The sequence below is a fragment of the Bradyrhizobium arachidis genome (assembly GCF_024758505.1).
Taxonomy (GTDB): Bacteria; Pseudomonadota; Alphaproteobacteria; order Rhizobiales; family Xanthobacteraceae; genus Bradyrhizobium; species Bradyrhizobium manausense_C.
In genome coordinates this window covers 1,719,933-1,740,646 of sequence record NZ_CP077970.1, presented here as the reverse complement: position 1 = coordinate 1,740,646, position 20,714 = coordinate 1,719,933, and the positions used below count along the sequence as shown (strand labels likewise).

Annotated in this window: 17 protein-coding genes; 4 read left to right on the top strand and 13 right to left on the bottom strand. The window is 59.4% G+C overall.

From position 1 onward, the window contains the following. Positions 1 to 175: 175 nt before the first annotated feature. Together KUF59_RS07740 and KUF59_RS07735 are read left to right on the top strand one after the other, a co-directional pair. Positions 176 to 898: a hypothetical protein gene (locus KUF59_RS07740; RefSeq protein WP_258769131.1), complete on the top strand. Its 723-nt coding sequence runs from the start codon at positions 176 to 178 to the stop codon at positions 896 to 898. Next, positions 780 to 1,604: a transposase gene (locus tag KUF59_RS07735; RefSeq protein WP_258769130.1), complete on the top strand. Its 825-nt coding sequence runs from the start codon at positions 780 to 782 to the stop codon at positions 1,602 to 1,604. Before KUF59_RS07740 ends, KUF59_RS07735 begins: the two co-directional genes overlap by 119 nt. A gap of 86 nt (positions 1,605 to 1,690) precedes the next feature. Here the strand turns inward: KUF59_RS07735 and KUF59_RS07730 are convergent, their stop codons facing one another. The 8 genes from KUF59_RS07730 to KUF59_RS07695 form a co-directional block, all read right to left on the bottom strand. Further along, a complete protein-coding gene (locus KUF59_RS07730) occupies positions 1,691 to 1,924 on the bottom strand; it encodes a hypothetical protein (RefSeq protein WP_258769129.1) in 234 nt (77 codons plus the stop codon). 1 nt (position 1,925) lies between these two features. Next, positions 1,926 to 2,498: a hypothetical protein gene (locus KUF59_RS07725; protein ID WP_258769128.1), complete on the bottom strand. Its 573-nt coding sequence runs from the start codon at positions 2,496 to 2,498 to the stop codon at positions 1,926 to 1,928. 495 nt (positions 2,499 to 2,993) lie between these two features. Further along, positions 2,994 to 3,233, bottom strand: coding sequence for a type II toxin-antitoxin system HicB family antitoxin (locus KUF59_RS07720; protein ID WP_309500949.1), 240 nt, complete (start codon positions 3,231 to 3,233; stop codon positions 2,994 to 2,996). 974 nt (positions 3,234 to 4,207) lie between these two features. Beyond that, positions 4,208 to 7,264 carry an efflux RND transporter permease subunit gene (locus tag KUF59_RS07715; RefSeq protein WP_258769127.1) on the bottom strand — a complete coding sequence of 1,019 codons (3,057 nt, stop codon included), beginning with the start codon at positions 7,262 to 7,264 and terminating at the stop codon, positions 4,208 to 4,210. 29 nt (positions 7,265 to 7,293) lie between these two features. After that, positions 7,294 to 8,409 carry an efflux RND transporter periplasmic adaptor subunit gene (locus tag KUF59_RS07710; protein ID WP_258769126.1) on the bottom strand — a complete coding sequence of 372 codons (1,116 nt, stop codon included), beginning with the start codon at positions 8,407 to 8,409 and terminating at the stop codon, positions 7,294 to 7,296. Beyond that, the gene (locus tag KUF59_RS07705; protein WP_408918112.1) at positions 8,406 to 9,857 is read right to left on the bottom strand and encodes an efflux transporter outer membrane subunit; all 1,452 of its coding nucleotides are present in this window, start codon (positions 9,855 to 9,857) and stop codon (positions 8,406 to 8,408) included. Before KUF59_RS07705 ends, KUF59_RS07710 begins: the two co-directional genes overlap by 4 nt. Positions 9,858 to 10,377: 520 nt before the next feature. Next, complete coding sequence (locus KUF59_RS07700; protein ID WP_258769125.1) at positions 10,378 to 10,989, bottom strand: TetR/AcrR family transcriptional regulator; 612 nt, start codon at positions 10,987 to 10,989, stop codon at positions 10,378 to 10,380. Positions 10,990 to 11,411: 422 nt separating this feature from the next. Beyond that, entirely contained in the window at positions 11,412 to 12,116 is a 705-nt protein-coding gene (locus tag KUF59_RS07695) for a lytic polysaccharide monooxygenase (RefSeq protein ID WP_258769124.1), read from the bottom strand. Positions 12,117 to 12,996: 880 nt separating this feature from the next. Between KUF59_RS07695 and KUF59_RS07690 the strand changes: the two genes are divergently transcribed. Further along, complete coding sequence (locus KUF59_RS07690) at positions 12,997 to 14,037, top strand: cytochrome-c peroxidase (protein WP_258769123.1); 1,041 nt, start codon at positions 12,997 to 12,999, stop codon at positions 14,035 to 14,037. Positions 14,038 to 14,165: 128 nt separating this feature from the next. On the opposite strand, the gene KUF59_RS07685 is transcribed toward KUF59_RS07690, so the two are convergent. From KUF59_RS07685 to panB, 5 genes are all read right to left on the bottom strand, one after another. Continuing rightward, positions 14,166 to 14,519, bottom strand: a complete 354-nt coding sequence (locus tag KUF59_RS07685) for a hypothetical protein (RefSeq protein WP_258769122.1) — start codon at positions 14,517 to 14,519, stop codon at positions 14,166 to 14,168. 376 nt (positions 14,520 to 14,895) lie between these two features. Further along, positions 14,896 to 15,099 carry a hypothetical protein gene (locus KUF59_RS07680; RefSeq protein ID WP_258769121.1) on the bottom strand — a complete coding sequence of 68 codons (204 nt, stop codon included), beginning with the start codon at positions 15,097 to 15,099 and terminating at the stop codon, positions 14,896 to 14,898. 466 nt (positions 15,100 to 15,565) lie between these two features. Then, the gene (locus tag KUF59_RS07675) at positions 15,566 to 16,084 is read right to left on the bottom strand and encodes a S1/P1 nuclease (RefSeq protein WP_258769983.1); all 519 of its coding nucleotides are present in this window, start codon (positions 16,082 to 16,084) and stop codon (positions 15,566 to 15,568) included. Between the two features lie 1,599 nt (positions 16,085 to 17,683). Further along, positions 17,684 to 18,550, bottom strand: coding sequence for a pantoate--beta-alanine ligase (gene panC / locus KUF59_RS07670; protein WP_258769120.1), 867 nt, complete (start codon positions 18,548 to 18,550; stop codon positions 17,684 to 17,686). Between the two features lie 14 nt (positions 18,551 to 18,564). Further along, the gene (gene panB / locus KUF59_RS07665) at positions 18,565 to 19,437 is read right to left on the bottom strand and encodes a 3-methyl-2-oxobutanoate hydroxymethyltransferase (protein WP_258769982.1); all 873 of its coding nucleotides are present in this window, start codon (positions 19,435 to 19,437) and stop codon (positions 18,565 to 18,567) included. A gap of 947 nt (positions 19,438 to 20,384) precedes the next feature. Here panB and KUF59_RS07660 point away from each other — a divergent pair. After that, a complete protein-coding gene (locus KUF59_RS07660) occupies positions 20,385 to 20,696 on the top strand; it encodes a hypothetical protein (protein WP_258769118.1) in 312 nt (103 codons plus the stop codon). The last annotated feature ends 18 nt before the right edge of the window (positions 20,697 to 20,714 follow it).

Below are 20,714 nucleotides of genomic sequence, written 5' to 3'. Positions count from 1 at the left end.
AGCCCTTTTGGGCTACGGCATCGAGGCGCTCGCGGTAGACGACCCTGCCCTTCGCGGCGGAATAGAGCGGAAACGTCTTGCGGTAGATCGACCGAGCGACCCGGAGGTTCAGCTCGGAGCCGGGCACGTTCTCGCCCTCTCCGAGCCTCCTCTCCGCCGATCTGACCTCGCCGTCATGCTCGCCAAACACTTTCTGCTGGGTCTTTCTCTCGCCGAGCCTCTGGTCCTTCAGCTTCTGCTGCGCTCTCTTCTTGTCGCCAAGCCCGCCGTCGCCCGCGCCGTCGAGCGCATCGAGCCTGGCCTGCGCTTCGGCGATCTCGGTCTGCGCGGCCGCGAAGGCTGCGGCGCAAGCCTTCAGATCGTCTCGTCCATCGCAGATATTCTTCAGAGCTGCAAAGGCCTGCTCCGCGGCCTGGGCCTCCTTGCTCTTGTCGGTCAGGATCCGGTCCAGTTCCTCGGCCTGATCTTGCAGGGAGCGCAGGGCGTTCGCTTGGGCCGCCTTTCCGATCTTGTGCTGCGAGGCTTCGATCCAGCGATGGGTCCTGACGAGTCCGTCGTCATAGAGGCCGTCCTTCATGATGGCCCGGCCGGGCCTGTTGAATTGGTCGAGCGTGTCGGCGAGACGGACCGTGCCATAGCGGCGCATGATGAACGCCATCGCGTCCGGATCCTGGCTCCGGAAAATGGACGGGAAAGTGCCGCATTCCGGCTTGGCCCTGAACTGCTCGAGCTTGTTCAGGCTCACCAGGGATGCGTGGCGGAACTCGCGGCGGCCTTCCTTGAAAATCGTCGTGGCAGCGCCGATGTCCGCTCTGTCCACGAATACGGCCTCCCGGTCGCGGCCGAGGAGCGCCTCGGCGGCTCCCGCCCATTCGGGTTCGGTGCGCCTGGAGCTTGACGAGCTATGGAGCTTCGTCGGCAAGAAGCAAAAGAACGTCCAGCGCCATGAGATCAACGCCAAGGGCGATCAGTACGTTTTCATCGGTATGGCCGGGACGCAGAAGGCAATCATTAGCTGGGGCGTCGGCAAGCGGAATGCCGAAAGCACCATGGACTTCCTGCACGATCTGCGCAGCCGCGTCATCGGTCAGCCTGAGATTTCAACCGATGGCTTCCACCCCTACCGCGTAGCGATCCGCGACGCCTTCGGCGAGAACGCCTCGCATGGCGTCATCGTAAAGACCTACTCGGTAACGCACCTCGTAAAGGAAGCGCAGGGCCGCTACTCCCCGGCCGCTGTAGTAGCCGTAAGCCGTGACGTAGTATCGGGCGATCCCGATCAGTACGTCTCAACGAGCTACGTCGAACGCCAGAACCTTTCGCTGCGCATGGCGTCGCGCCGGTTCACGCGGTTGACGAACGGCTTTAGCAAGAAGCTGGACAACCACGTCGCCGCCGTCGCGCTGTACGTCGCTCACTACAATCTTTGCCGCACTCACGAAGCCCTGCGCGCGACGCCGGCGAAGGCGCTGGGGATTGCTGAGCGGCCGTGGAGCATCGCTCAGCTTGTGGACGCCGCACTCTCTGTGGCGCCCGCGCTGCCCACTGTGACCCCGCCAGATCGGCGCCGGAAGTTCGTAGTAATTCAGGGGGGAAAGCTCTGAGTTGCAGGCACCTGCAACTGAAACTAATTTCACAAGGAAATAAAAAAGGCCCGCAAAAGCGGGCCTTTTCGTTAGCGACAATAACGTCAGGCTGCCTGCAACGAGGTATCCATGTCGCAGTCATCCTCTAATCCGCTGGAGTCAGCCACCAGCGCCATTTCGCCAGACGCATCCCACTTGACCCAATCCTCCTTAGAGATTTGGTCAACCAGATTGGTGCTAGCAGGCACTGCATTGATGCGGCTCATGGCATCTTGCATAGCCTTGGTCATCAAGTCAGTCGTCTCGACTGACAGCGCCCCTTGCTCAAGATTTGCCATTTCACAACTCCTTTGCCAGATAACTGGCACTTGCTTTTGGTAGTTTGTAGTCCTTGTAGCCGTATCGTTCATATTTATTGGGGTCAACAGCGTCCTTTACGAGAACTCTCTCGCACCCCAACAGTTTCGCATACTCCTCAGCGCACGCCAAGATGGGGAGCAGGATGCCGCCCTTGAAGTACGTTGGAGCAAACGACCTTTCAACCCAGTTAACGACTAAGTGAGTCTTGTTGTTTGAGGGTTGACCAAGGGCAAGCCCCTGCAAAACCATAGCATTATCAATTGTTTGCCAGATTGCCAGGTCAAAGTAAGATGGTCTGTGAGCGTACTTATAGTACAGCCGCTCCCAACTCTCAGGGAACCCATTATGGGTATCTGGTCCATAGTACTTTGGCCATTCGGTGCGGGCCTGGGCCACCGCCTCGCTGTTGATGGAACCCAAAGTCAGGGAACTCCAATTCTCCCTGCCTCCGTACGATTTTATCTTGTTATTCAAAGACTTGACTACAAGACTGCGGGAATGGTTTTTTAGAGCGTAGTAGTATGTATGGTAGTACTCATCAAATAGAAGCATCGTATGGGTTCCAATGCACGCGGAGCGCGATTCGCGGCACTTTAACCACTCGCACTAAAAAGCCAAAATCGATCGCTGGCCTACTTTGGGATAAACCGTGGCCTATTTCGGCCAGTACCTAGCGCTTTCTAGGCCGGGCACTGTCGGGCTCCAAAAGTCGCACGGTGACAAGCTGGAGACGGTTCCAGTTCCAGCGGAAGACGGTGGTGCTGCACGCCGGATCCGTCTCGATCCATCGCAGCGATGCGTTCGGCGTAGGGATCGAGCTTGCCGGCGGGCGGTCTTCTCTTCAGGTCTGCGGAAACGCGCGCGCCGGCGCGCGGGATGCTCGATCTCATCGGGCCGCGGCGGCTGTAGCGCGAGCGCCGCTTCGACCTCTTTGCGCGGGAAGACGGAAATCCGGGCACTGGCCTGTTTTACCCCCCAGTGGCCTAAATTGAATTTCGCACTGGCCTAGAAAAAGCCCGCCAACCGGCGGGCTTTTGTTTTGGCTAATCAGCCGAATTTGAGCATTTGAACTGGTTCTTCCGGCGTTGGCCGCGGAATAGGGCGTCCCATCTCATGGGCGGCCTCAATCCAGCATGCGATAGCGTCCTGAGCGTTTGCCAACGCCTCTTCGGGTGTCTCGCCGTCGGACATGCATCCGGGAAGATCGGGAACCAGGGCGATAAAACCGCCCCCATCGGCAACAGGAAGCGGTCGGATCGTCACAGCGTATTCAGTCGAGATACTCACTTGATCCTCCTGACCGCTTCGAGGAACTTCACTAATCTGCGTATATATACAGGCTTTATGGGCCTTTTAAAGGGAATGGTTTGAATGTGATCAATACGCGGGTGTGACACCTTATAGTGTGATCCACCCCCCGTTGGTGGCTTGCAGGACACGTTATGTTCCGCGCAAACCGTTTCCACATCCTTAATGGTCCAGTCCCCCTGAGGGTTCCGGGCCATTCGCTCTAAGAGGTCGTTAGCCATTGGGAAGGTAGCATTTCCCGCGGGAATCGAGGTTCCAATACTACTTGAGCTATACTATCCAGCCAATGGCCAGCTTTGGATTCGGCCAGTACCCGCAGCGTGAAATCCGGGACGATGCCGATCGATCGCAACCAGGCGTTCAGTTCGCGGCCGTTCCCGAGTTCGCGGTCGTTCGCGATCTAGTGGAGCACGTCGATCAGCCGGATGATGCGCTCGACCGAGGCCGGCTGGAAGGAAACGTCGGTAGCGATCTTTTCGAGGCGTTCGACCAAGATCACGGCATCATCTCCGGTGACATCCCTTCGAAGGACGGGTTCAGGAAATCCGCAGGCAGCAGGACGTTCCAGCCTTCCTTCGCATGGCCTTGGGGGTCGCTTCCCAGCGCGGGTCGCGGCGCCGGCGGGGCGGCGCGCTTCAGTTCGTTTAGAATGAGGTCGTGTCGGTGGCGCCTCGGGCACCGGATGGTTGATCACGTCGACCGGGATGGAGACGCCCAGCGCATCCGACAGCAGGATGAATGATGAATTGCAATCGATTCCCCCGGTAGATCTGGCCGTTCTCGAGCGCGTTTGCGCAAGGCCGCAAGCGGTGTCGGCCGATCGTCCAAGGGACCCACTCAAGCAAGCGCGGTATCATGACGCCTTAGCCTTCAGGCATCGCGACGAATTGGCCGAAACGGCCGAGCTGGCCCCTTATCCGTCCTCACGAGTTCACCGACGCTACCAGTGCGCTTCAATTCGAAGTCTCTGCGGCGCCCTCCCGCCCACGATGGGCAATTAGCGCGTAGGCGACCGGCACCACGAACAGGGTGAAGAGCGTTCCGATCGAGAGGCCTGTGGCGATCACAAGGCCCATATTGTAACGGGACACCGCGCCGGCGCCGCTCGCCGTGACCAGCGGCAGCACGCCCAGCACCATGGCCGCTGTCGTCATCAGGATGGGCCGCAGCCGGATGGTGGCCGCCTCGATAATGGCCCCCGTGCGGCTCCTCCCCTCGGCGCGCAACTCGTTGGCCACCTCAACCATCAAGATCCCGTGCTTGCTGACGAGCCCCATCAGGGTGACGAGCCCGACCTGAGTGTAGATGTTGATGCTAGCGCCGCCGATTCCAATACTGATGAAAATCAGCGCGCCGGCGAGCGACATCGGTACCGATATCAGGATGATGACGGGGTCCACGAAGCTGTTGAAGAGCGCGGCAAGCGAAAGATAGATGATGATCAACGCGAACATGAACATGGTGACGAAGCCGCCCGATTCCAGCTCGAGCTGACGGGAGGCGCCTGCGAAGTCGGTCGAGTAGCCCGCCGGAAGGGACTTTGCCAGAGCCTTCAAGGTCGCGAGCGCATCGCCCATTGCGACGCCCGGCATCGCAACCCCAGAAATTGTCGCAGCGTTGATCTGCTGGAAATGGTTGAGCGCCTGCGGAACGGCCTTATTGTCAAGGTGGGCAACTGTCGCGAGCGGCACCATCGTGTTGTTGCCGGTGCGGATCTGGTAGCTCAGCAGTTGCTCGGTGGTGAGGCGGTCGTTCTGCCGGACCTGCGCGATCACCTTGTAGGAGCGGCCGTCCAGGCTGAAATACTCGACGTAATTGCCGCCCAGCATGGTCGCCAGCGCGCCGCCGAGATCGCTCATCTTCAGCCCGAGATCGCCGGCCTTGTCGCGGTCGAACACGACGGTGCTCTTCGGCTTGTCAATCTTGAGGTCGCTGTCGAGGAAGATGAACTGCCCAGTCTTGCGCGCCTCCGCCATGAAGTTCTGGGCGACCTCGTCGAGCTCGTTGAACGAGCCCGTCGTGCCAATGACGAACTGGATCGGCAGGCCGTTGCTGCCCGGCAGTGGCGGCGGTTGAAAGGCTACCGACCGGGTGCCCGCGATACTGTTGAGCAGGTCCTGGAATTCAGGCTGAAGCGTGCCGGTGGCCACATTACGCTTGTCCCATGGCTTGAGCACCAAACCGGCGATCGCCTGCGAGGGCGTGTCGATCTGGAATACGATCCCGGTTTCAGGGCGCTTTGAGACGAGATTGTAAAGCTGTTGCGCGTAGAACTGGCGCTGCTCAGGCGTGGCTGAGGGCGCCGAATTTGTCATCGTAAGGATCACACCTTGATCCTCGTCGGGCGCAAGTTCGCTCTTCGAGTTCGCATAGAGCCACGGAATGCCGGCGAGCAGCAGCAGCGCAAACACCACCACGACGGCCTTGGTGTCAAAAATGGATTCGAGGCGCCGGCGGTAGGCGGCGGTCAGCCACTCGAGCGCGTGATCGATCCTGCGAACCAGGCGCGCCTCCCAGTTCGCACCACCCGGCTCTGTCCGTCGCAGCAGCCAGGCACAGTTCATGGGTGATAGTGTCAGCGCGACGACCGCCGACACGGTGACCGCCCCGGCCAGCGTGAAGGCGAATTCCGTGAACAGAGCGCCCGTAAGACCGCCCTGGAAGCCGACCGGAACGTACACTGCGATCAGAACCACCGTCATTGCGATGATGGGGCTGCCGAGGGCGCGGGCCGATTGGATCGCCGCCTCGACGGGCGAAACGCCCTGATCGATCAGGCGATGCACGCTCTCGACGACAATGATGGCATCATCCACGACGAGGCCGATCGCGAGCACAAGGGCCAACAGCGTCAAGAGATTGATCGAAAATCCCATCAGCAGCATTAGTCCGAAGGTGCCGATCAGGGACAAGGGGATTGCGATCACCGGGATCGACACCGACCGCCACGAGCCGAGGAAGATGAAGACGACGAAGGTGACGATGACAACTGCTTCGACCAGCGAATGGACGACCTCGTCGATCGAACTGTTCACAAACTCCGTCGAGTCGTAGAGGATCTCGCTCGTGATACCGTTCGGCAGGTTCGCGTTCATATCGGGAAGGACTCTCTTCACCCCCTTAATGACCTCGAGCAGGTTCGCGCTCGGCGCCACCTGGATGCCGAGGTAGACCGCCGTCCGGCCGTTGAACTTGGCCGAGCTGTCATAATCGTCGTTGCCCAGCGTCACATTCGCCACGTCCTTGAGGCGGACAATCGCGCCGTTCACGTGCTTGATGACGAGGTTGCGGTACTGCTCGAGCGAATGAAGATTGGTCGTGGCCGAGAGATCAACCTGGACGAGCCGTCCCCGGGTCGAACCGAGACCGGCGATATAGTCGTTGCCGGACATTGCGGTGGAGACGTCGCTCGCCGTCAGCCCATAGGCGCCGAGCCTATCGGCATCGAGCCAGGCACGCAGGGCGAACTTCTTGCCGCCGATCAACTCGGCAGTCTGGACGCCCGGCACAGCCTGCAGCTTGGGCTGCACCACGCGGGTCAGATAGTCGGTGATCTGGTTGGGAGCGAGCACCTGGCTCGCAAACCCGATGTACATCGCATCGATGGTCTGGCCCACCTTCAGTGTCAGCGTCGGCTGCTGGGTGCCAGTCGGAAGCTGATTGAGCACGGAATTGACCTTCGCGTTGATCTCCGTCATCGCCTTGCCGGAGTCGTAGTTCAGCCGCAGGTTCACCGTGATGGTGCTGATACCGGTGGTGCTGCTGGAATTCATGTAATCGATACCGTTCGCCTGTGCGATCGCGTTCTCCAGCGGCGTGGTGATGAAGCCGGTGATGATGTCGGAATCGGCGCCGGCATAGGCTGTGGTCACCGTAACGATCGCGTTCTGAGTACGGGGATATTGCAGGATCGACAACGAGGTCATCGACCGCAGTCCGAAAACCAGGATCAGCGCGCTCACCACAAGGGCTAGCACTGGGCGACGGATGAAGATGTCCGTAAAGCGCATAGTCTCGGCTCTTGTTGCTCGTGCGTCGTTCACTGGTCGACCACGGTCGGTGCCGCCTCGGCGAGCGGTACGTGGGAATTGTCGATTCTAACCGGGCTACCATTGCGCAGCTTGATCTGGCCCGCGATCACCACGATCTCGCCGGGTTTGATGCCGTCGATCACGGCGATGCGGTCGCCCTTCGCCGGTCTGGTCTTAACGAACATCTGCCGCGCGGCGCCCTGCCCGTCGTGCAGATTGTCAACGAGGTAGACGAGGTCGCCATAGGCGTTGTTGACGATCGAGGTGAGCGGAATGGTGACGATGTCTTCGGGCTTGCCGACGTCGATCTCCACCTTTGCGAACATGCCGGGGAGGAGTCGCGCCGGATTGTTCCCGATCGTGGCCCGGACCTGGATGTTGCGGCTGCCGCTATCGACCTTAGCGTTGATCGCCGAGATCCGGCCCATGAAGCGCTCGCTTGGAAAGGCGTCCACCGTCGCGGTGACGTCCTGGCCGACGACGATCGAAGCCAGCGCCTGTTGCGGCAGAAAGAAATCGACGTAGATCGGATCGAGGCTCTGCAAGGTGACGATGGTCGTGCCTGCGCTCAAAAACTGGCCGATATCGACGGCGCGAATCCCGAGCCGCCCGGCGAACGGCGCCTTGAGCGTCTTCTGCTCGACGATAGCCCTCTGCTGCTCGACCAGGGCTCTGGCATTTTTCAGATTGGCCCTGTCGCTATCGAGTGCGGCCTGACTGACGGCGCTGAACTTGATCTGCTCCTCGTCGCGCTTGACCACAATCGCGTAGTTCTCGGCGGTCGCTTGCAGCGACTGCAATTTGGCAACGTCGTCGGTCGCGACGAGCTGAAGCAGCGGCTGGCCTTCCGCCACTTCGTCTGCGGAGCTGAACTGAATATTCTGCACGATCCCGGAAGCCTGCAGCGCGAGATCGGCGCCATTGACGGCGCGCAGCGTACCAACCGAGGAAAGGGTGGAGCGCCAGGCCGCCATCGCAGCAACCACGGTGGAGACGGTCTGCGGTGGGTTCGTCATGGCGCCGATCGCCTTCCGGATCATCATGTCCTTGAAGGTCTGGAAGCCGTAGAGGCCGCCGAACAGGACGGCCATAACGGCCAGCATGATCATCATGCGCTTCATCATCGCACTGCTTCCTGGGTTGAACGGTTGGGGCCGGCGAAATAACCGGGATTGGCGCGAGGCGAAGCATAGGCCGTCTGGTCGGCTCTGTTCCACCAGCCGCCGCCGATCGCCTGGAACAGGGCCGCGGTGTCGGCCAAGCGCGCCGCCTGCGCCTTGATGCGCGATATCCGCGCGTTGAGATAGGATTGCTGGGCGGTGATGACGTTAGCGTAAGGGACTGCGCCGGTCTTGAACTGCTCGATCGACATCGAAAGGCTGTCGGATGCCGCCCTCTCCGCTCCGGCCTGGGCCTTTAGCGTCGCGGCGTCGTACTGGATCGCGCGCAGCGAATCTGCGACGTTCTGGAACGCGGCAATCACAGTGCTCTTGTAGGCCGCCATATCCTGCTCGAACAGCGCCACGTCGGCCTCCTTGGTGTGATAGAGCGCGCCGCCGTCGATCAGCTTCTGCGTGATGCTGGAGGTCGCGTCCCAGGCGATTGTTCCGGGCGAAAACAGCTTGCCCGTTCCGCTCGCACCATGGCTGCCGGACAGCGTAATCTGCGGCAAAAGATTTGCGACACCGACACCGACGGTCGCGGTCGCCTGATGCAGCGTCGCCTCGGCCTGGCGGATATCCGGACGCTGACGAATGAGGTCCGACGGCAACGACACTGGAAGCTGTCCAGGCAAACGCAGCTCGGCAAGCATGACATGCTCGCCGCGATCTTCGCTCGGCAGCCGCCCGAAATAGGCCATCAACTGATTGCGCTGCTGCGCCAACTGCTTCTGGAGCTGCGGCAGCGTCGCCTTGGCCTGCGCAAGCGTCGATTCCTGCGCCAGCACGTCGGACTTGGAGACCGCGCCGATGTCGAACTGATGCTGGATGCGCGCCAGCTGATCCGTCTCGGCCTTGACGATCTCTTCGGTCGCGGAGATCTGGTCCCGCAGCGAGGCGTCGGTGATCGCCGCAGTGATCACATTCGTGGTCAGCGCCAGGTAGGTCGCCTCCAGCTTGAACGCTTGGTAGTCGGCCTGCGCCTCGAGCGCCTCGATTTGCCGGCGCGTGCCACCCCAGAGATCGAGTGCGTAGGAGACGCTGACCGACGTGTTGAAGAGCTTGTAGAGCGGCCCCTGCTCGCGTGCCGTCGATCCCGACCCGCTCACTTGCGGAAACAAGGTGCCCTCTTCGGCGAGCGCGGACTCCCGAGCGGCGCGCAGGGCGAATTCGGCGGACCGAATATCGGGATGGTTGCGAACGGCTTCTTCGACGAATGCCGTGAGCTTCCTCGAACGAAAGAGGGTCCACCACACGCCGGAGACATCGCTTCCCGGGGAGAACGACTGCGAATTGCCCCCTCGCGTTTTGGTGCTGTCCGTCGAGGCCAGGCGAGGCTCCCGCGTGTAGCGATCGACGGCCGGTGCCTCGGGCGCAACGAAGTTCGGTCCGACCGCGCAAGAGGCGAGCAAAAAAGCAGGGGCAACGATGCCTGCCAAATGGCGCGCGCGTTGGTGCCGCCATATGGAGGGACACCGTACAATCGCGGAGCTTTCGTTGCGCCGTGCTCCCAGCCAATGTTCATGATTACCCAAACTGACACTCTTCCCCGACATCCAATATGGAACCGTACGGTTCGGTACGGATATTGTGCGCATGTCCGCCTGTCAATCAACCGTACCGTGAGGTTCTATTTTTTGAACGCCGCATCATCTCCGCAACAGGCGCACCTCCGGTTCTGCCCGGAGATTCGGCGGCCTACCTTCCTCGCGGGTCAGCTTCCGAAACCGCAATCCCAAAGCCTGGAAATCAAATGTTACATTTCGCGCAAAGTCGCCGATTTGCGAAACGTTAAGCATTCTGGCCCGGCCGTTTGCGTGGCTTTGCGTCGCGGCAGCTATGACTTCGCGAGAACTGTGAGTGCGACAGACAGGAGAGGACGGCGCGCGGCCGAGGAGGAATATCCGCAAAAGATAGAGAAACTTTGGATTGCTATCGGCCGGTCTCGTCAGAGCGGCAGGCTTTGAGGAAGAACGAAACGCTCTCCGCCACATGGCCACGGATCTGCCCCCTGAGCCGTTTGGGGTCTTCGCCGAATACAGCCCGCATCACTAGCGGCGCGACGACGAGATCCAGGAAGAACTGGGCCGTTTTAGTCAGGCGTTCCGGAGCGAAGGCCGCGTACGCCCTGCCCTGCTTCGACCGAGTTACGTCCTTCAAGACGGTAGCCGCGTGATGAGCGCCGCGCTCGCGCATCATTCGCTCAACCTTGGCCAGATCAGGGAAACGGCGCGCTTCGGTAGCTGCGAGACGGATGAAATCGACACTATCGGCGTCCAAGACGTGTTTGAGTATCTCGCTCCCGAGAACCGTCAGCCGCTCCTCGAGCGTGTCGCCAGAGGGCACCGCGCTTTCGTATCCTTCCCGCACCTTCTCAGCGTTACGCATCGCGATCGCAGCGAACAGCGCCTCCTTGGTTGAAAAACGCGCATAGATTGTTCCCTTGCTCGCGCGAGCAAGACGTGCAATCTCCTCGACGCTAACCCCGGCGAGCCCCCGTGCGAGAAATAGCTCTCGCGCTGCGCTGAGGATTTTCTCGTCCACTTCGGCGGCCAACTCCTTCGGGGGGCGGCCAATGCGGACTTCTTTCTGCGGAGCCTTCCCTTTGTGTCCCGCCTGCATCATACACCTTATTTCGTTCGGAGGGCCGCCTGGAACAGAAATTACGCTGCCCATGCAAAGATGTACCCGGCGCTGCCAGGGAAGTAAATAGAACTGATCGGTACACATCTCTTGATTTCGGAGCGCCCTGCAATTTTTAGTCTACAAACAATCCTTCCCAAAGATCGTGAATAAGGCCTTAGATGCCGCACCGAGTCTTAAGAGCCCTACTTTGAACTGAGGCGCACGTTACATGACCTTCATCGCCCACCGAAAGGTGACCCGCAGTCGCGCACCTGTTTGTGGTGGATCAGCGCTCGATCAGCCAAGTGCCCGCTTCATTTCGGCGGCGACACTCCGCCCCGTCAGTCGGAGCCACTGGCGCTCGACGCCTTTCGTTCCTCGAACGTCGCGTCGACGATCTGATAGAACGCCATCGGGCTACTGGCGACTTCCCACACCGCCAAAATAACGTGATAGCCCGTGCGCTTTGGCAGGTCGCACATGTGCTCGGTGGGCTCCTGGGGAATAAGGTTGGCATTCGGATCCCAAAAGGGCTGGCCGGGATTCAGAACCGTGCAGAATGGCTTCACTTCGAACTGCGAGCGCGTGAGCGGCGAGGACGGATTCCAGCCCAACCGTGTGATGAAGTAGTTCCAACGCCTCGTCAGGTGAATCGCGCCGTATTCCCACTTGAACTTCTGCTTCGCGCCGGAGCGCAGCGCAATCTTCTCCCAGCGCGTCGGCGTCTGCTCATTGAGCAAGGGCACATCACCGCGCACGCTGCTGCCGGCGATGTGACCGTCCTCTGGTGGCGCCGCATTCTGCACATCGGTCGGCGCGGTCGAGTCTAAAAGCCCTCCCTTCTTAGCCGGGAAGAACTTGCCGCTCTCCATCGAGCTTGCCCTTTGCAAATCAATTGGACAATCCTTGTTCCGGTGTTCGGCACATAGAACGACGCGTGAGGCTGGCTCGGTGAGGCGACCTTGCGCGAACGCGCTCGCAACGACGAACAGCGATGCCGCGCCGCCGAAGAGCGCACTGGACCAAAGTCGAAATAGATGCCTCATGGTTCTCCTCGCAATTGTCGGATTGTCATTCGAAGAAGGGCCGTGACACCGAACCAGGTGACTGCCGTCAGGCAGCCCGACCCCGTAGGTGGCCACTGAACAGCCCGCTGCCCGGCAGCGCTCGCTTACACCTCGCTCTCTCCAATACCCAAGGCTATTCCGCGTATGCTGGCCAACTGAGCCGTACGGCGGTGGCGAGTTGATTATTTCAAGTAGCTTCGCTTTAGACATGAGAAACCTTTTTATGCACCCCGTAACCCTTCAGCTTGCGGGCAAGGCGTGCCTTGGGATGTGCCAAGTCACCTAAAATGTCGTGGTGCAGGCCGCTCGAGACGCGCGCCACCAATCCATCCAGGCCGACAGTTAGCTAAGTTTATTCGAGCGCCGCGAAGCCATTATCGAGCTCGGCGACGCCTCATCTCGGCGTGACAGGCATAGGCCCTGCCTTCCAGACGCGATAGAGACCGAAGCCACTTGGGAGCGCGGCTGGCGCGGCGCGGCGCGGCGGATGCGGCGCAGCTTCAATCGGCGGGATCGCATTCATGGTGTAGCGTCTGGAGCATCGATTTGAATCCGATTGAGCAAGTGTCATCTGACCTCGCGGGACAGGTGCCTGTGATGTCGCAGTGTCCCTGCAATTGACATGCCGTTAGACAGACGCTTTTTGCCCTCTCGAAGAGCGGCAAAACGACATGCTTCGTGCGAGGCCGACGTACTTGTGTCGTGCTACTGCCAACGTGTCGCGAAGCCGACATCGAGCAGGAAAACTTGCAGCGCGAGAATTGGCTCAGTTTCTGCATGGTTGCAGGCATCAGGTAGTGAGTGCCGCCCTGAAGAAAATGTTGTTCGGTAGCGGCGTCGAAAGATCCGGAAGTCTCACATGATGCGCAAGGTGTCTATTGCTACCGTTCTAGTGCTCGTCTCATCCCATGCTATTGCGAACGACGATTTGATGATGGCAGCCAAACAACTTTTCAAACCGATCCCATCTGCTATCCCCGCGGTAAAAGACAATCCTGTCACGACTGAGAAAGCCGAGCTCGGCAAGATGCTGTTTTTCGACCCTCGGCTCTCGGCGAGCGGGATCATTAGCTGCAATACGTGCCATAATCTCGGCACCGGCGGCGTCGACGCTGGTCCGACATCCGTTGGTCACGGCTGGCAAAAGGGGGCGCGTCGGGCGCCAACCGTCTACAATGCAGTGTTCAATGTCGCGCAGTTCTGGGACGGACGCGCGCCGGATCTCAAGGCACAAGCCAAGGGACCCGTTCAGGCGAGCGTCGAAATGAATGCGACTCCGGATCACGTGACGAGCACGTTGAATTCGATGGCAGATTATGTCGCTAAGTTCAAGCAAGCGTTCCCGCGTGATACACCGCCGGTCACCTTCGACAATTTCGCGAAAGCACTCGAGGCGTTTGAAGCGACTCTCACGACGCCGGCGGCTCCGTTCGACCAGTACTTGAATGGCGATGCCAACGCTCTGAACGATCAGCAAAAGGCGGGATTGCGGCTGTTCATGGACAAAGGATGCGCCTCCTGCCATAACGCAATCAATATTGGGGGACAGGATTTTTTCCCGTTTGGTGTAATCAAAAAGCCTGATATCAAATTGCTTCCTGCGGCCGACAAGGGACGGTTCGCGGTCACCACGGCCCCCAGCGACCAATACGTATTCCGCGTCGCCCCCTTGCGCAATGTTGCCTTGCGGGCTCCCTACTTCCATTCGGGCCAGGTTTGGACTCTCAAGGAAGCCGTGGGAATCATGAGCGAAGTCCAGCTCGGCGCCAAGCTCAGCGAAACGGAGAACAATGATATTGTTGCGTTTCTTAATTCACTGAGCGGGTGCCTACCCAAGATCGAGTATCCGATACTGCCAACGCGCACAAAGGAGACGCCGCCACCTTCTTTGAGCAGATAGTGTCGTTCTTCTACAAACGGGATCGCGAGGCGTCGGGTCGATCTTGTCTACGGTCTACCCTGCGGCGCGGCTGTTGCGTTTGGCAGCGGCCGCGCTTCCGAGTGCATTGAGGCCCATCGAAGTGACACCTAAGCATCGCGACCCGCTCTGTGGCGGCCGGCAGAGCGCTGGATCAGGGTGAATAACAAGCAGCATCCCGCGATCGGCCTGAGAACTGTAACGGAGATCAGATGTCGACAGTCATTCAAAATCTGCTCGCCCGAAAGCAGAAGCTCATTGAGCAACTTGATTTGACCCAAGACGTTGAGCAGCGCGGGGACATCGAGCGTCAGCTTGAGCAGATAAACACTGCGCTTGACCTTCTTGATCGACCCAAGCAGGCGCTCAGTTGAGAACACGAGACCAAAGCCCAGCGCGATCTGAATGTAGAGCTGCTGGTTTTGCAGCAAAGATTCGCTCTGGATCCTGTTGCCAAGCCTCAACGTCGCGCCTCGCTTAAACTTCGGCCAATGTCGACGCAAAATAGGGTTCCAGAATTAACCTGCAGCGGCGACATTAAGCCTAATGCAAGGGTTTGATTGCGGTGACGCTGCGCGGCGTCTAGGCTCGGCGCACCGGACATTGCCCCGTCCGGGTCCACCCAAGGCGAAGCCGTGGCGCCAATATACTCGGCGTGACGCTTCGTTTGGTCGAAAAGCGTCCTTCTGCGCGTAAGCTGCTGTCCGCCGTTTTCTGCGCCTGTCTCTGGATCACTTTGCTCGCGCTAGTCGCTGCTGAGTTAGCCCGCCTCAGCGTGGAGGCCACGGACCCGACGCAGCAACACCAAGCTGCTCGGCTCCACTGAACGGTCAGCCTTCCTCACTCTGGCGCGATCGTCGCAAGTCCAGCTTCGATGATTGCGATTTCTTGGCTGACTTGCGCGACCGTTTGTCTTGGATCGATGCCGGTGACGCTCCTCAGTTGCCTCAGCAGCTCCTGCCGATGCGCAAGAAGCTTCTCCAGCGCGGCACGATCGTTCAGTCTAATATAGCCGTTGACGATCAACTCGACTGAATGCGACATCTATCACCCAAACAAACAATGCTCGCAGAGGTCGATCTAGCAGATCACGACAGCAGCGCGGAGCATTGCACAGCGAAAACCTTGATTGGTAAGACTAACGAGCAAAGCTCCTTGTCGCCATGCATTAACCGCGCCCATTCTGGTAGCGGTCGCGCAGGTGTCGATGTTTCGCGTAACCGGGGCCTTCGCGGCAAGGGGCCGCCGCCTCCAGAAGCGGCGTCCCCGCCCGACGCGAGCGACCAATGCCAGAGCGGCCGCCAAAATGACAAGAGCCGCGTCACTGTGTCATCCGTGACTTTCCTTTCGAAGACGCTGGCATACGCCTCAATGGAAAAACGTGCCTCCCGGCATGCTCGTTGTTACTCAAAATGATCCGGCAAGGAGCCGTGAACACGAATAGCATTTAGCAATGTTCATGCCGGGCCATGGTACGCAACAACTTATGATGAGCACCCCAGATAGACGCTCACTTGAATGCATCGTTCAGGATCGCCGCGATCCTGGCGCCGGCGAGCGCAATCCGCTGGTTGGCGATCCTGTGCTCCCTCGATTGATAAGCCTGGGTGAGTTTGTACGGGCCGTCGCCGCCGCGGATCGGAGGCGCGTACACTGACGTCTTGGCGATCTGGAAGCTCTCCTGAATCCAGTCGTTCTCGTCCGTCGATCCGGCATCGGCCGCACGAAGATCCGCCGCGGCGTCGATGGCATCCTGTGGTGGCGCGCTGGTCGGTCCTAACAACCCATCCCAGAAGGCATGGAGCTCTCTGGCGCTTCCACATTTGGTGCACCTGATCTTCACGTCGTTCCCGCCGGCGTCGCCATTCAGCTCGGCGTGCGTGAAGCGGGAGGTCGCGCGCAGCGGTTGGTGCAGGTCACCGATGAGATGCAGCAGCCAGGAAAGATCGTATGAGCGTACGTCGTCCGATACCGTCTTGTCCGCAAGCGTCTTCTTGAAGACAGCGACTTGAGTCTGCCGTTGGGCGATTGCGGCTGCTGCAGTGGGGTGCCATCCGTCGAGAACGGCTCGTCAAATGAAGTGCCAGTATTTGTGGCGGAAGTGATCGGCATAGCCGATTATCTGCGACGCTTCGGGTGTCTGCGACGCAACATTGCCATTTCTTTCGCCATACGCGCGGTCTGAACGAAACCTCCGAGCTTAAGCCGGAGGTCTTTCAGACCTAGAGGGCTCGCCGGGACGCGTCGCTCTATTGATCCACGACATTGTGGCGACCCCGACTTCGAGCCAGCAAGAAGCGGCAGTCAGCAAGGCCACGAGTCCAACAGGAACGAGATCTTGCGTATCGCGCCCAAGGAAGGTACGCGGATTGCGGTAGGGGAAGGCGAGGTCTACTAAGTGACGGCATCGGTAGCAATCGTAGCCGCAATATTCTCTGCGCGTTGCTACATCTCGCAGGTAGCCAGAACCCAACGACCGAGAACAGGTCGTGCAAGTTCGCTCGCCGTGCGGGGTCCAGTGATTCACCAGGATAAATTTCATAGCATAGGCCCGTTAGGGTGCTCCGTTCGGCCTGAGATTTTGCCCGGGCTTCGCGTTTCGAAAGGGCGCCAATCTCGAGCGACTGCAGATCACATGCGAAAGCGCCGTGCGACGAATATTTCTGGACTCGCAGTCACAACCGCCTATGGCCCGGTTGGTTACTCAAGAGTCATCCAAAACGAAGAATGCAATGCAATCTTGCTTGTACCCGGCGGAAATTAGGCCGCTCGCAACCAGCGAAGCCATTTTTGATCGGCCTCCCGCCGCGCCTTGAACCGGTCGATGCATTTCTTGGAACAAAGAGCCGTTCGCCAGCAATAATAGCGGATCATACCGAACCTTCCACCGCAGATCGCACAGCACCGTGCTGAACCATGCTCCGAATTATGGAAGCTGTTTTGCATTCTCGCCTCCTGTCGGCGTTACCTGGCTTTTCCTTCGGCGCAGCACGACGCGCACGCGGCTTGCGACTTCCGCCGGCGTCCAGCCGTCCGGCTTGCACAGACTCCGGGCAATCGCTTGATGTGCACCGATTTTGACGAAGCCACCGCCCCTTGGAGGGCGTCGCCAAGGCTGCTCACAATAAGCGTAATTTGATCTTGATTAGTGCGATCAATGGCCGTCTGAAGCCTAAATCCTGCGCTCCGCCGCCAATGTCTGACGAATTTAACTGGACTGATCCGATGACACGCATTTGGCGGCGCTGCGGACAGTTAGCACCGATTCGCCCTCTCAAAGTGGCAATCCGTTCCCGTCTCGATCTGGCCACTGCGGGCTAGCTGAGGTGTGACCCTTGTGTTTGGCGAGCTGACGTGCTGCGTTACTTTAAGAAGACGGACGGCATGAAATTTTAGTATCTGAGTTTCGATATCGCACCGCTCAGAAAAGGTGGGTTGCGCGGGCGGCAGGCAACGCACAACCACCACACGACGAGACCGGTCGAATCGGAGAGACAGGACGGTGGTCGCTCAATCGGCCGTTGTTTCGCTATGCGCTTGTGACGTCGCGCTCGTGCTCAGCAGTAAGCATCGCGCGTTGCGGGTCATGCCTTTTTGCTACGCAGCGTCCCCGCGCTCGATGTCGTCGCTAGAGCTTGATCGCGTATTCCGTGCTCACTTCCGGCCTAAGAATTACGTTATCGATCAGCCGCGTCGAGCCGACGTAGGCCGCAGCACACAGGGCAGCAGGATGACGCAAGGGACTCGAGGCCGGCTCAAGCGTGTCGGCATCGACGAGCTCGATGTACTGCAGCCGGTCGACTTCATCCAAATGCCGCCTGGCGATTGCGATAAGCTTCTCGCATTGGCGCTCGCCGACACGAAATTCGGCCTCCGCAGCGAATAGACCGCGACTGATCGCAAGAGCCCGCCGCCGGTCTTCTTTGCTGAGGTATCGATTGCGGCTGCTCATGGCGAGCCTGTCCGGCTCCCGAACGGTCGGCACGGTGACGATCTCGATCGGAAGATTGAGATCAATCGCCATCCGGCGTACGACCGCACATTGCTGGAAATCCTTCTGTCCGAAAAACGCGATATCCGGCTGCACCATGTTGAACAGCTTGCAGACGACGGTTGCGACCCCGCGAAAGTGTCCAGGCCTGAACGCCCCGCACAATGACTTTGCGAGTTCGCCGGGTTCGACGAAGGTCTCAAACTGAGCTGGATAGACCTCCCGCGCATCTGGAGCGAAGACGATCGCGACACCGGCCTCGCGGCACAGCTTTTCATCGCGCAAAAAGTCGCGCGGATAAGTGCTGAGGTCCTCAGTTGGGCCGAACTGAGTGGGGTTGACGAAGATACTTACGACCGTGAGGTCGCATCGCGCACGACTCGCCTCGACCAATGCCATGTGACCGTCGTGCAGGTAGCCCATTGTCGGTACGAAGCCAACGCGTTTGTCACGAGCTTTTGCAAGAGCGCTACGAAGCTCAGCGACCGTCGTAATTGTTTGCATGTTTGAGCTTTACATCAGGTTGGATTGGAAGGCGCCCAGTTTGCGATCGCATCGCTCAACCCTTCGGGAAGTCGATAGGATTCTTGTGGCGTCGGGAATGCACCAGTACGGACATCTGCGGCCCAGCGTGACAGCGCCTCCTGCAATAGCCGAAAACCCTCGACATAGGTGCGAACGAATTTTGGCCGACGACTTTCAGTTAAGCCAAGCACATCGTGGAACACAAGCACCTGGCCGGAACAGCTGGGGCCCGCCCCGATTCCAATCGTCGGTATTGTCAGGGACTCAGTCGCTCGGGCGGCGAGCTCGGCCGGGATACCCTCCAGGACGAGAGCGAAGCATCCGGCCTCCTGCAGACGGTGGGCATCGTCGAGCAGACGCAAAGCATTATCGGAGTTCCGGCCCTGCACCTTGAAACCACCCATCACATTGACGCTCTGCGGCGTCAGGCCGAGATGGCCCATGACGGGAATCTCACAATCGACCAAGGCGCGAACGATTTCGGCGCGCTTGGCCCCGCCCTCGAGCTTCACGGCGTCGGCCCCTCGCTGCAGGAAGCCTCCGGCGTTGCGGATCGTCTCCTCGGGACTGAGGTGGAAGCTTAGAAAGGGCATGTCGGCTACAAGCAAGGCATGAGGCTTTGTGCGCGCTACGGCTTCGAGGTGATGGTTCATCATCGCCATGCTGACCGGCAGCGTGTTACCGAAACCGAGGCAGACATTGCCAACGCTATCCCCGACAAGGATGATGTCTACGATGGGGGCGGCAATGTGTGCGGTCACGGCATCGTAAGCGGTGGTCATTACGACACGCCGCCCCTCCCCCTTCCACCGCTGCAGCACTGGGATAGTGACGCGTTGAACAGGCGGGTCCGAAATATGGCTCATCTTAAGTCCGATCCGTCGACTGACCCACATACCCAGAGTCGTCGCTTCCTTGGGAAGGCGAGAGAAATTTGTCAACGGTGAAGAGAAAAAAGAAAGCTGCCTCTCCAAAGTTAACGGTGGACGCACAAAAACATCCAATGATCGCGCGATCATCGAATAAGACCTTCCAGGTCGCGTCGACATACGGACCGATTGCGCGGCGGGTGCGCGTTCGGTCTGCCGATGGACGACCGTTCCAGTTTCCCATCTCGACATTACCGGGAAGATCTTGCCAACGCGGTGACCGTGGATCCCTGGGTATCGGGCTCCACGGATGCGGTGATTTCGTAGTCGTTGATACGGACGATACGGACATGTCGGCCGGCCAATCGTATCGCTGGTCGTTGCCCAGGTCGAGCAATTCGCTCAATTTGGCGGATCAGGGTTTACGTACAATCGCCTCGCTCGAACTTCCCGCATCAAGTGATGATGTTGGTGGTCGATCTTCCCGGTCGGCTTAAGGCACCGCCTGGCAGTGGCGGAGCAACTAAGGAATGTACAAGACGCCAAATAGTACGAGCGCGGCAAGAGCGCAGATCACCAATGTCTCGCGCAGCAGCGCACGTCTTTCGATTTGCTCGGCCGCATATCCGAAACTTCGCGCGAGATTGAGTAAGCCGTCTCGTTCGAGCTCTCCTGTCGAATGCTCAGCCTGTAGCAGGTAACTCTGCTCCAGCCGCCGAAACACTTTCGCATCTCGCATTCTGCGCCCATGCACAGCCATACGCATTGCCCCATCACAAATGCCGCTCACGTCGGGCGAAGTAATGTCGCCGTTGTGAGATGCGCGAGACCTATCCGCGAAGTGCGGGATGGATGTGACTGTCAGCCCACCAAATCAGATAGTTGAGGCACGGCATCTTGTTATCAAACTCCGAGGAATCTGCCGTTCACGCGGAGGAGAGGCCATGAAGCTTGATGATGAGAAGGAAAGAGAAGGCGAAAAGGGAGCAATGACGGGCGGAGGAAGGCATGAATTTTTCGTGGTGAATCTGACCGATGAAAAGCTCAAGGGGCATGTCCTGTGGAAAAGCAGCCGCAACGAGATCAAGCTCGACGTCAATGGTCTTGAGCCTGGCAAGAGTTCACCGCGAAAGCAATTTTTCCCGTCCGGTGGTAATCGGGATTATTGGCGCTGGTCAGAGCGAGGCAGAGAGTACCAGCTGAACTTACCTACGCGGCTGTTACCATCAGCGGCTACGGAATCGGGGTGCTTGTAACTGACACGAGCCCCGATA